Origin of the sequence: Acinetobacter kookii (assembly GCF_900096895.1) — a bacterium.
Taxonomy (GTDB): Bacteria; Pseudomonadota; Gammaproteobacteria; order Pseudomonadales; family Moraxellaceae; genus Acinetobacter; species Acinetobacter kookii.
This window is the reverse complement of record NZ_FMYO01000001.1, coordinates 816,394-828,750: the sequence shown is the minus strand read 5'-3', so window position 1 is coordinate 828,750 and position 12,357 is coordinate 816,394. Positions and strand designations below refer to the sequence as shown.

General features: G+C 43.8%; 8 protein-coding genes. 7 read left to right on the top strand and 1 reads right to left on the bottom strand.

Annotated elements, in window-relative coordinates; translation table 11 throughout:
- Positions 1-92: 92 nt before the first annotated feature.
- Positions 93-1,595 (bottom strand): MocR-like pyridoxine biosynthesis transcription factor PdxR, encoded by a 1,503-nt coding sequence (gene pdxR, locus BLP85_RS03985; protein ID WP_092818822.1) that lies wholly within the window; start codon positions 1,593-1,595, stop codon positions 93-95.
- A 319-nt stretch (positions 1,596-1,914) separates the two neighbouring features.
- Here pdxR and BLP85_RS03980 point away from each other — a divergent pair, with 319 nt between their 5' ends.
- From BLP85_RS03980 to BLP85_RS03950, 7 genes are all read left to right on the top strand, one after another.
- Complete coding sequence (locus BLP85_RS03980; protein ID WP_171259644.1) at positions 1,915-3,186, top strand: Glu/Leu/Phe/Val family dehydrogenase; 1,272 nt, start codon at positions 1,915-1,917, stop codon at positions 3,184-3,186.
- Between the two features lie 145 nt (positions 3,187-3,331).
- Positions 3,332-4,513, top strand: a complete 1,182-nt coding sequence (locus BLP85_RS03975; protein WP_409449178.1) for a TonB-dependent receptor — start codon at positions 3,332-3,334, stop codon at positions 4,511-4,513.
- Between the two features lie 281 nt (positions 4,514-4,794).
- The gene (gabT, locus tag BLP85_RS03970) at positions 4,795-6,057 is read left to right on the top strand and encodes a 4-aminobutyrate--2-oxoglutarate transaminase (RefSeq protein ID WP_092818819.1); all 1,263 of its coding nucleotides are present in this window, start codon (positions 4,795-4,797) and stop codon (positions 6,055-6,057) included.
- 16 nt (positions 6,058-6,073) lie between these two features.
- On the top strand, positions 6,074-7,522 hold the full coding sequence (locus BLP85_RS03965; RefSeq protein ID WP_092818818.1) for an NAD-dependent succinate-semialdehyde dehydrogenase: 1,449 nt from the start codon (positions 6,074-6,076) through the stop codon (positions 7,520-7,522).
- A 406-nt stretch (positions 7,523-7,928) separates the two neighbouring features.
- The gene (locus BLP85_RS03960) at positions 7,929-10,124 is read left to right on the top strand and encodes a TonB-dependent receptor (protein ID WP_092818817.1); all 2,196 of its coding nucleotides are present in this window, start codon (positions 7,929-7,931) and stop codon (positions 10,122-10,124) included.
- A gap of 73 nt (positions 10,125-10,197) precedes the next feature.
- Complete coding sequence (locus BLP85_RS03955; RefSeq protein ID WP_092818816.1) at positions 10,198-10,482, top strand: hypothetical protein; 285 nt, start codon at positions 10,198-10,200, stop codon at positions 10,480-10,482.
- Positions 10,483-12,000, top strand: a complete 1,518-nt coding sequence (locus tag BLP85_RS03950; protein WP_092818815.1) for a PepSY-associated TM helix domain-containing protein — start codon at positions 10,483-10,485, stop codon at positions 11,998-12,000.
- Positions 12,001-12,357 lie beyond the last annotated feature (357 nt).

The window sequence follows — 12,357 nt, the reverse complement described above, 5'->3', positions numbered from 1 at the left end:
AAGGGGCCATAAAAGGTTTTACTCCTTGTTTAAAAACAGGCCGAAAATATATTGATTTTAAAAATAAAATTTTAATTAGAATCGAAATTTTACTAATTTAAAGTATGAATCCCATTGTCGCGCAAGCATTTTAACAGTACGCCGAAAGCCACCAATATTTCTTGTTCGCTCACGCAGGCGAAACCGAGCAGTAATCCTTTCTGCCGGGTAGAATAGTGCTTGGTATAGTATTGCGACAGGGCTCTGACCTTAATACCTTGATCAAGTGCATTCGACGCAATCAGGACATCATCACTGCTGCTTGGCAGTTTTAAAATCAGGTGTAGGCCTGCTGCCGTGTTGTATTCGTGCAGAAAATCTTCACCTAAATGGCGATGAATTAAATTAATCAGAAATGCATGGCGTTTACTGTAGAGTAAGCGCATGCGCCGGATATGCGCCTCATAATGGCCCTCACGGATAAATTCTGCCAGTGCCTTCTGATCAATTAAATGTCCACCGCGATAGAGTTCTGAGGCCACAATGCGCAGCGGGGAAAACAGTTTCTTCGGAACCACCAGATAGCCGATACGCAGTGCAGGATAAATGGTTTTACTGAATGTGCCCATATAAATGACCGGGGAATCAGGTTCCAATCCTTGTAAAGACGGATAGGGCTGGCCTGAAAACCTGAATTCACTGTCATAATCATCTTCCACAATCCAGCTTTTATGCTGCCGGGCAATTGCAATCAGCTGTTTGCGCCGTTCTAGGCTTAGATGTGAACCTAAGGGATACTGGTGGGAAGGTGTAACAAAGATCAGCTTGGGAGGTACTTTCGGATCAAGATCAGGAATAATGCCTTCCTGATCGACCGGTAGTGAACGCAGATTGACCCCGTTAATGCGCAAAATATTGCGGGCGCCCCAGTAAGCTGGGTCTTCGATCCAGACTTCATCGCCAATGTCGCTCAAGGTACGCGAGACTAAATCAATCGCCTGATGCGTGCCTTCGGTAATAATGATTTGATCGGCATCGCATTGCACCGAACGTGCAATTTTCAGATATTCCGCCAGTTCTTGGCGCAGTTCCAGACAGCCGCCGGCATTGCTGTAAATCAAGCGGGTAATTTCCGGTTCACGGCTCAAACGGGTCTGAATTTTGCTAAAAATGTGATGCGGAAACTCTGTCACATCTGGCGCACCTGGGACAAAGGCACCCCATTGATAAGGCGAAGCTGCTGAATAGCCGATTAAGTAAGAGCCGCGCTGAGACAAGCTGTAACTTTGCTGAGATTTTTTTTCTTGAATAGGGGCGTTGCTATTTTCCGCCTTGACTAAAAAGGATTCAGGCAGTTTATCTGTGACCCAGGTGCCTTGTCCTGTGCGGGCATCGACATAGCCTTGTGCCTGTAATTGTTCATACGCGCTTAATACCGTATTGCGGGAAACCTTGATCTCTTTGGCCAGATCGCGGGATGCCGGAAGGCGAGTCTTGGGTGCCAATACGCCATCAATTATGGCATTGCGCAAGCAGCGAAATAATCGCAGCTGCAATGTTCCATCGATATCTTGCTGTAATCGCTGCAGCAAATAGTCTCCAAGCAAGCTACGCAATTGGCTCTCTCCTACAAATTCAAAGTGGCTCTCGTGAGAGCGATATCGGTATGTGCAAAATAATCTGGTCAGGCAGTAATTGTAAAGTATCCCGTTCTTGCGCAGTGGATGTAAATACGGGCCTGTAAACGGCAGGCAATATACACATATCTTGGTTAAAGCCAAAGCGAAAAATCCATGCTGTATGTTTTAGCCCAGATCACGCTGGCTACAGAGCTGGATCAATAAATGCCGACAAGCAGAGATAAATTTATATTTTTTGCGGCCGCAAGGAAATGCGTCTGCATACAAAAAACAGGATCATGCAATGAACACAATGATGAAGGGGCTCACCTATACCGAGCACGGTACGACGGCCTGGAACAATTATCTGAAACAGCTGGATAAAGTGGCTCCTTATCTGGGTGAACTCAGGGAAAGACTGGATATGTTGCGACGCCCGAAACGAAGCCTGATTGTGGATATTCCGGTGATTATGGATGATGGCAGCGTTCAGCATTTTGAAGGTTATCGGGTTCAGCATAATTTGACCCGCGGTCCGGGCAAGGGCGGTGTACGCTTCCATCCGGATGTCAATCTAGATGAAGTGATGGCACTGTCTGCATGGATGACGATTAAGTGTGCGGCGCTGAATTTACCTTTTGGTGGTGCCAAAGGCGGGGTACGGGTTGATCCAAGCCAGTTATCCAAGCGTGAACTGGAACGATTGACACGGCGTTATACCGCAGAAATCAATTTGGTTATTGGGCCGCAAAAAGATATTCCGGCACCGGATGTGGGGACAAATCCGCAAATCATGGCCTGGATGATGGACACCTTTTCCATGAATGCCGGTTCTACCATTACCGGTGTGGTGACCGGAAAACCCGTGCATCTTGGCGGTTCTTTAGGCCGCAGTAAAGCTACAGGACGTGGCGTGTATATTAGCGGACGTGAAGTGGCTCAGCAAATTGACCTGGATTTAAAGGATGCCCGGGTGTGCGTGCAGGGATTTGGGAATGTCGGCAGCGAAGCCGCCTTGCTGTTTCATGAAAATGGCAGCAAAGTGATTTGCGTACAGGATCATTCCGCAACCCTATATCAGGAACAAGGCATTGATATTCCCAAGTTAATGGAATATTCAAACACCCATCACAAGATTCAGGGATTTGCTGCAAGCGACGAAATCACGGCGGCAAAATTCTGGCAAATTCCCGCAGAAGTATTTATTCCGGCGGCACTGGAAGGGGTGATTGATGTGCAGGTTGCCCAAACCATTCAAGCCAAGATCATTTTGGAAGGGGCTAATGGTCCGACCCTCACTGAAGCGGATGAAATCCTGAGTCAGCGTCAAATCACGGTTGTACCGGACGTGATCTGCAATGCCGGTGGCGTGACTGTCAGCTATTTCGAATGGGTACAAGACCTTGCCAGCTATTTCTGGACAGAAGAAGAAATCAATCAGCGCATGGACGTAATCATGAAAAATGCCGTGCATGACGTTTGGCTTAAGGCCATGCAGGCCGGATGTTCTTTACGTACCGCAGCTTATATTTTGGCATGTGAACGGATTTTGATGGCTCGCCAAGAGCGCGGCATCTATCCAGGTTAAGGGTAGGGTCTCTTGCAGGATGCAATATTTGACCCGGCATAAGTTTGGATATTTAACGCCTTTGCTGATTCGATTTGGTCAGAAATTTTGCTTATGCCAGTGACCTGGTTTTGAAGATTATTATTTCTTTTTTGGGGCTTCTATGATGTCGCAACGTTTTTTAGTGAAACCATTTTCGTTCTGTGCGCTTGTCGCCAGTACCCTTACGATGTCTGCCACCGTGCAGGCAGATACGCTCTCTTGGGGAGATGCCGATACCGATTTAGGCAAACTGACCGTATCGGGGTGGCTACGAGCGAATTATCAGGATAAGGATTATTCGGACAGTGACCATAAATTAAAGTTTAATGCGGCGAAACTCAGCCTGAAATATGATGCCAAGTCATTGTTCGGCGATGTGGAATACCGTTGCTATCAAAATGATACCCTGTGTGATTTTTCAACCTTGGTGAATGCCAACCTGGGCTATAAGCTGAATGATGACAGCCGCATCACCATGGGTCTGCAAGATATGCCTTTTGGTATTGGCCGCTTCTGGAGCAGCAGCTGGTACGGCAGTTCAATGGACAATGCCGGACTGGAAGATGTGCATAATCTGGGTATTAACTGGCAGCAGCAGCTCGGTACAAATACCAAGGTCAATGTGGCTTATTTTGTGCGTGATGGGGGAAGTTTTGCCGGCACTGGTGATGATGCGGCGCGTTATGCGGCCAATTATGTCAAGCCGGAAGATGCCAGCACCGATGACATTGAAGAAAAAAACATGTGGGTTGCACGCATCAATCAGCAGATTCCGCTGCAGGACAGCCCGGTTAAGCTGAATGTCGGCGGCTCTTACTGGTATTCAGATTTGGAAAATAACCGCAATGGTCAAACCGGGCATCGCAATGCATGGAATGTGTTTGGTCGCTTAAACTACCAGAATGCAAACCTGACCCTGACTGCCGGACAGAATCGCGCAGATACCCAGGCTGTAGAGAATCCAGATTATGCGACGGTAGGTTCTTTTGAATCGAAGTATCATGTGGCCAATAAAGCCAATTATTATGTGGCGAATCTGGATTATCAAATGACTGATTTTTACAAAGATTACGATCTGACGCCTTATGTCAGCTATACCGTCTTTGACAAAGAGAAGTCCGGTTTTGCCACATCTACACGCAATATTTTGGGTGCTCAGCTGGATGTTAAGCAGTTTTCGCTGGCAGCCGAATATATCACCGGTAAAAATGATGTATTCATTGGTGGTGATGCCGGTTCTTTGGCGCAAGGAGATGCAGCAGGCCATAGCCGGCTGCTGAATTTACTGTTTATGTATAATTTTTAAATTTTTGCTCTTAGTTATCAAAATGGCACCTTGTAAAAAAGGTGCTATTTTTTATGGTGTAATTTCAAGCTTATGATTTGTATATAATTATCCTGTTTTTTTGATTTTTAAAATCTTCGGGGTGGGGTGAATTGGCTCTGTCTATCTGATTCAAAGTGGCTCTCGTATCAGGCCGATAAAAGCGCAAAATGAGGAAGATCAATCAGTCATTTGCATATCATCAAGCACATGATATGGATGCCAAAATTTTACAATGTATGAATCAAGAATGAGGATACAAAATGGACAGTAAACACTCTGCACTGAATGCACGTAAACAGCAAGCGACGCCTCGTGGTGTTGGTGTCATGTGTCAATGGTACGCGGAGAAAGCAGAGAACTCGACAATTTGGGATGCCGAAGGCAATCAATATATCGATTTCGCAGGTGGTATTGCGGTACTGAATACCGGTCATCGTCACCCTAAAATTATTGCTGCTGTTACTGAACAATTAACAAAATTTACCCATACCGCCTATCAGGTTGTACCTTACGAAAGCTATGTCTCTCTTGCTGAGCGTATCAATGAGCGTGCACCGATTGATGGTCCTGCAAAAACCTCATTCTTTTCTACCGGCGCTGAAGCAGTAGAAAACGCAGTTAAAATTGCCCGTGCCTATACTGGCCGTCACGGCATTGTGACTTTTGGTAACGGTTTCCATGGCCGTTCATTCATGACCATGGCCATGACGGGTAAAACTGCCCCTTACAAACGTGACTTTGGGGTAATGCCAGCGGGTGTTTTCCATGCACGCTATCCGGTAGAGTCAAAAGGCATTACTGTGGACGATGCCATCCAAAGCATTGAAGACATTTTTGCTGAAGATGTGGCTGCACATGATGTGGCGGCAATCGTACTTGAGCCTGTGCAAGGTGAAGGCGGTTTTAATGTTGTACCGGCAGAATTTTTAAAGCGTTTACGTACATTGTGTGATCAGCATGGTATTTTGATGATTGCAGATGAAGTGCAAACAGGTTTTGCCCGTACCGGTAAACTGTTTGCCATGAATCACTACGAAACCAAAGCAGACCTGATCACGATGGCAAAAAGCCTGGGCGGTGGTTTCCCGATTTCTGGCGTGGTTGGTCGTACTGAAGTTATGGATGCACCGAATCCTGGCGGCTTAGGCGGTACTTATGCGGGCAGTCCGATTGCAGTTGCTGCAGCACATGCAGTTATTGATGTGATTGAAGAAGAAGGTCTTTGTGAACGCGCCAATGTATTAGGTGCAGAGTTAGTTGAGGTTCTAAATGAACTGAAACAGTCTTCTTCTATTGTCAAAGATATTCGTGCCTTAGGTTCAATGGTTGCTGTTGAGTTGGAAACGGCTGATCAAGCCAAAGCGATTCAAAACTATGCCATGCAAAATGGCTTGCTCATTTTGACATGTGGTCGTTATGGTAATGTGATTCGTTTCTTATATCCTTTAACGATTCCTGCAGAGCAATTCCGTGCTGGCTTAAACATTTTAAAACAAGGTTTTGCACTTTCTGCTGCAGCATAATTGAAGAGTAATGACTATGCTTCAAGCGCAATATAAAGATTTATTACAGCATCCAGATATTCATTTTGATCAACCTGAAACAGGTGATTACATCGAAGTTAAAGATGCGGCAACACATGACACGCTGGCATGGGTGAAATCTCATGACCGTGCGTCGGTAGAACAAGCAATTGCTCGTTCACAGACGGCACAGACGGCATGGAAAGCACAAACAGCATTACAACGCGCTGACGTGCTGTGGGCCTGGTTTAATTTGATGCAGGAAAATAAAGAGTCATTGGCTCAGATTTTGACTGCTGAACAAGGCAAGCCTTTAGCTGAAGCGCGCGGTGAAATTGCTTATGCTGCCTCCTTTATCCGCTGGTTTGCTGAACAGGCACGCCGTATTGACGGTGAAGTGCTGACACCAACGCTGCCGAATCAGCGTTTGCTGGTCATCAAACAGGCAATTGGGGTCACCGCTGCAATTACGCCGTGGAATTTCCCTGCAGCCATGATTACCCGTAAGGCTGCCCCTGCAATTGCTGCCGGCTGTTCTATGCTGGTTAAACCGGCCGAGCAAACGCCATTAACAGCCTATGCTCTGGAAGTGCTGGCTTTGCAGGCAGGTTTACCACAAGATGTATTATTGCACATTAGTGGCGATGCCATTGAAGTGGGCAAAACCTTGTGTGAAAGCGATACAGTGAAAAAGCTGAGCTTTACCGGTTCGACTCAAGTCGGCCGCATTCTGATGCAGCAATGTGCGCCAACCATCAAAAAACTGTCACTTGAGCTGGGTGGCAATGCGCCAGTACTGGTTTTTGATGATGCCAATCTGGAGCAGGCGGTTCAGGGCATTATGGTCAGCAAGTTCCGTAATAGCGGTCAAACCTGTGTCTGTGCCAACCGTATTTATGTGCAAGATGGCATTTATGATGCGCTGGCCGAGAAATTGACTGCAGCTGTGGCTAATTTAAAAGTGGGTGATGGCCGTCAAGACGGTTCCACTCAAGGCCCGTTAATTGATGAAGATGCAATTGCCAAAGTGCAGTCGCATATTGCAGATGCCGCGAGCAAAGGTGCGCAGATTAAAATTGGTGGCCAACGTTCAAGTCTAGGGGGCACTTTCTTTGAGCCTACCGTGCTGACTGAAGTAACCCAGGACATGAAAGTGGCTAAAGAAGAAACTTTTGGTCCATTGGCTCCGTTATTCCGCTTCCACACGGAAGAAGAAGTGGTGGCGATGGCAAATGATACCGAGTTTGGCCTGGCTACCTATATATTCACACAGAGTACAGCGCGTCAATGGCGTGTGGGTGAAGCATTGGAATATGGCATGGTCGGAATTAATACCGGTGCCATTTCTAATGAAGTTGCGCCATTTGGTGGTGTGAAGCAATCTGGTTTAGGACGTGAAGGTTCTAAATTCGGTATTGATGAATATCTTGAAATGAAATATCTGTGTGTAGATTTATCTTCATAATAAATGCGACATCAACCAGTTAAAAATCAGCCCTGCCCATTCAGGGCTGATTTTTAATTAACTGTTTTTTATACAATAAGACCTATTTAAACTGAATTCACACAGCAGTTAAAAAAATATTTTTAAGCAACAAGATTTATCTATATCAATAACAGGAATAGATTTTTTGCCAAACATCTTTATTGGCTAAAATGCTTCTGATCCTAGCCAAAATTCTAGACACAGCTCACCATTTTTTATCGTTTTTAAAATTTGGATTTCCCTAGTTAGGGATTTAGCTTAATTCATTAAGAGCAAATCGAAAAAGGATATAAAAAACAGTAAATATGGCAATAAAAAATTTACATTGATAATAGTAATGATTATTATTTGCTTCATTATTAATATTTGTGTAAGGGGATTAAAAATGCGACTATCTCAATTTAGTCTATGTTTTCTTAGTGTCGCTATTTCTTCACAACTGTACGCAGAAGAGTTTGGTCCTGCATCGAAGGAGCCTGAAAGTTCAGATCAAACAATAAAGCTTTCTCCTATTGTGGTCACAGCAACCCGTACCCCTAAAACAATTGCGGAAGTTGCGGGAACTGTGCAGACCATTCAAGGTGAAGAAATTGCTCAACAGGCTGGAGCGAGTCGAAAAGTAGCAGATGTTTTAGCGCAGCTGGTACCCTCACTGGCACCTAGTAGTGGAACCACCAGTAACTATGGTCAGACCATGCGTGGGCGGAATGTACTGGTGATGATTGACGGAGTTTCACAGACCGGTTCGCGCGATGTGGCGCGTCAGCTCAACAGCATCAGTCCGAATATGATTGATCATATCGAGGTGGTTTCAGGTGCGACCAGTATTTATGGTTCAGGTGCGACGGGCGGGATTATTAATATTATTACCAAACGTGCGGACAAATCTAAACCGGTCAGCTTTCAGACCAAGTTAGGCCTGACATCGGCTGATAATTTCCGTCGTGACAGTTTAGCTTATCAAGTGGGGCAGACTGCTTCATTTAGTCATGACAAGATGGACGGCTTTTTAGGGGTAGATTATACCAGTCGGGGTTCGCAGTTTGATGGTAACGGCGACCGTATCTCGTTAAGCCCTTGGCAGGGCAGCACGATGGATACCGATACGCTTGATGTGAATGGTCGTTTAAACTTTAATTTAACCGATAAGCAAAGCTTAAGTTTTGGTGCACAATATTATAATGATGAACAGGATACCGAATATGGTCCTGACTATTCTTATCTGCAAACAGGGACACAGCCTTCTTATAAAGCCATTAAAGGGTGGAGTTTAGATAAACAACCATTTACAGAACGCTATGCGTTTAATACCCAGTATCAAAACCAGGATTTCCTGGGACAAATTTTGAATGTTGAAGCGTATTACCGTAATGAAAAAGCGCGTTTTGTACCGTATGGTTATTCAAAAGATGGCGTGAATGTAAAGCAAAGCCAATCCAATGTGGACTATGCCGGGATTCGCTCTACTGTTCAATCTGACCTGCAGGTGGCCGAGCGAGATTTAAAGCTGACTTATGGCCTGGACTATGACTGGGAAAAAGACCATCAGTGGGCTGATTTCTATACGCCAAGTCACAATGGCCTGGTCTATACCCCGACAGGTGAAAAACAAGGTTCTGGACCGGATACAGAAATCCAGAATATTGGCACATTTGTACAAAGTGATTATGCACTGACGGATCGTTTAAATATTCAGGCCGGTGTGCGTTATCAGTATGTTCAGGCAGACACTGACAGTTATTTAACCGCACGCAATCCGATTACTTTAATGGCGGCTGACTCTACCGATGCTGACAAGTTCCTGTTCAATTTAGGTGCAGTCTATGAGTTAACAGACGCGCAGCAAGTTTATGCCAATTTCTCACAAGGTTATAGTTATCCCGATGTACAACGGGTGCTGCGTGATGTAGCTGCCTATACCTTAACGACGTCAGGTATTGCACCGATCACGGTCAACAGCTATGAATTGGGTTGGCGCTTAAATCAGGACGACGGCCTCAACTTGGGTCTAACGGGTTTCTATAACACTTCCGATAAAGTTGTACAGTTCAACGCTGACCGTTCAGTAAATGTGGTAGATACCGATCAACGCATTTATGGAGCAGAAGCGACTGTAAGCTACCCATTTATGGAAAACTATAAGGTCGGTGGTACCTTGGGTTATACGCGGGGACAGTATAAAGATGCCGCAGATCACTGGCATGAACTGAATGCTTTTGCAGTGTCCCCGGTGAAAGGCACTCTGTTTGCTGAATGGAATAATGATGAAGGCTATGGCATACGTGCGCAAATGCAAGCCATTAAAGGTACAGACGAAGCCTACAAAGATGACCAGGCATTAAAAGCCGCAGGTTTAACTGATGGTAATAGTGCAGCAGAGATTAAAGGCTATACCACTATGGATGTCTTGGCCCATTTCCCTGTAGCGAAAGGCCGTGTCGATTTTGGTGTCTATAATGTCTGGGACAAGCAGTATAAAAATGTATTTGCACAGCAAGCAGCCGTAACCAATGGCAACTCCCTGTTGGCCATCCCTGCTGAGGGTCGTACTTTTGGCCTGAGCTATACCATTAATTATTAATACTCACCCAAGAAGTATCTGTCGCCGTACAGATACTTCCTCATTTCCTGATATGTGATGAAAGATAAGGTCAATGGATAAACAGAAACCAGAATGGTTATCTATTCAAGAAATTTTTTATATCTGCTTGGCCGCTTATGGCTATAGCCTATGGATCTCTTGGGTTTTACCTGATTATTTGCCCTTTGCAAAAGCTGAAAATATCTATTTATCCGCTCTCCTAAGTTTTATTTTTCTCATTTTTTATACTGTTTTAGTTCCTTGTATTCCCTCTAAATTATGGCAAAAGAGAATCAATTATCTTAGTTATATTTTATTGCTGGGCTATTGGATCATAAGGAAACTGGGAGAACATTAAATGCAATTTCGCCAGGTACAGGCAATTTTACATAGCTGGTTCGGTATCGTTGTATTGTGGTCAGTTTTCCTGATTTTTTTTACCGGGTCTATTGCCTATTTCAGAACGGAAATCAATCTCTGGTCTAAACCTGAAAATTTTTTATATCTAAAAGCGCCTCCCAGTTCCCTTGAGTCGGCCCAGGTTGCCTATGATTATTTAAATACCCATGCGCCCGATGCAAAAAGATGGCGAGTGAATCTTGCCACTTCCCGAATGCCTTTTAACACTTTGGAATGGCAAGACCAAACCAGTAAGTACCATAAACTGCAAGACCCGAATACAGGGTTAATTTTAACAGAGGGTCGGGAAAGTCTGGGGGGTGACTTCTTTTTTAAATTACATTACAGTCTTTATCCTTTGCCTGATGTCGTGGGTAGAATGCTTGTTGTGATTGTAGGGGTTCTATTTCTCATCGCATTAATCACCGGGATATTTACCCATAAAAAAATAATTAAAGATTTTTTTGTATTCCGGAGTTTCAAGGGACAGCGTACCTTATTGGATTTACATCATATTACCGGCGTAGTGACCCTGCCTTTTTATCTGATTATGGCCTTTACCGGTGTCATGATTTTCTTCTATCTGCTCATGCCTATGGGTATTCATCAACAATATGGCGAGAATGGAATAAAAAAGTTTTATAGTGAAATACAATATAGCAATGTTCCAAAACCGGCAGAAGATTCAGGTATTCAATTAAAAGAATTCTCCATATTTTCTCGTCAATTGCCTCAGCAGGGGAGTAATGGGGCTGTTCTGGAAAAATTTGAAGTCAAAAACCCAAATACTGCAGAAGCGTTAATTACGTTTGATTATGGATATAACAAATTAATTACTTTCAATAATCCACAATTTATTTTTGCAGCAAATACCGGGAAGAATCTGAGTTCTGAAAGAAACCTGCATCCTGTCGCTCAAATCAGTTCGGCAACCTATGGCATTCATTTAGGATATTATGCCAGTCAATGGATGAGATGGATGCTGGCAAGTTTAGGTTTAATCGGTTGTATCATGCTGGTCGCGGGAGCTTTATTATGGCAAAGGAAACGCATTAAACAGCACAATAAATTAAGTTATACAGTGGTGAGTTACCTTAATTATTTCACCTTCCTGGGTTTGCCGTTGGCAACAGCCATGTATTTTTTGGCTAACCGGATTTTACTGGCCAGTCTTGAGCATCGGGTTCAGTATGAGTTATTCATATTTTTTATGAGCTGGATTGGAATTCTGGTCATTCCGATGCTGGTTAAAATGCAAAAAGCCATTGTTTTAGCCTTCATACTTACAGCTTTTATTTTATGGATGACGGTATTCAGTCCAATATTTCTATCTCCACAAGCTTTCATTTTCAATACATTGCGGCATCAGCAATGGTCGGTGGCAGGCGTTGATCTGGTATTTATATTCATAGCCACAGGATATATTTTTGCCTGTTATTATTTCAGGAAAATAAAAATGAGGGAGGTGGCTAAATGAGTTTGGCTGCAATATTGTGGGCAATTGTTGCAATGATGCAGCTGTGTATGACCAGTCAAAGTGGAATGAAAAAACTCAATTATAATTTCCTGACCTTTGATTATGCTCAATCTTCGTTAAAAATATGCTCATTTATTTTTATGGGTATTTCTTTATACTTGAACTGTCTGGACCATGATCTTTCTGTGGGAATGATCACCTGGATTTTCCTGATCATAACTTCAGCATTTTTTTTACAGCTTTTATTTTACTATCACTTTAAACGATGGTTTTTTTTCGCCTGGATATTTTTATTTTTCTTATCTGTTCTGTATTCATTAATTAAATATACTCAATAATAAATCTCTCCTAAATCAC

What these genes read in the sequence shown, in the direction of transcription:
- BLP85_RS03950 (WP_092818815.1), top strand. Translation starts at nt 10,483, where the DNA reads ATGCAATTTCGCCAGGTACAGGCAATTTTACATAGCTGGTTCGGTATC.
- BLP85_RS03960 (WP_092818817.1), top strand. Translation starts at nt 7,929, where the DNA reads ATGCGACTATCTCAATTTAGTCTATGTTTTCTTAGTGTCGCTATTTCT.
- BLP85_RS03965 (WP_092818818.1), top strand. Translation starts at nt 6,074, where the DNA reads ATGCTTCAAGCGCAATATAAAGATTTATTACAGCATCCAGATATTCAT.
- gabT (WP_092818819.1), top strand. Translation starts at nt 4,795, where the DNA reads ATGGACAGTAAACACTCTGCACTGAATGCACGTAAACAGCAAGCGACG.
- BLP85_RS03955 (WP_092818816.1), top strand. Translation starts at nt 10,198, where the DNA reads ATGGATAAACAGAAACCAGAATGGTTATCTATTCAAGAAATTTTTTAT.
- BLP85_RS03975 (WP_409449178.1), top strand. Translation starts at nt 3,332, where the DNA reads ATGTCGCAACGTTTTTTAGTGAAACCATTTTCGTTCTGTGCGCTTGTC.
- BLP85_RS03980 (WP_171259644.1), top strand. Translation starts at nt 1,915, where the DNA reads ATGAAGGGGCTCACCTATACCGAGCACGGTACGACGGCCTGGAACAAT.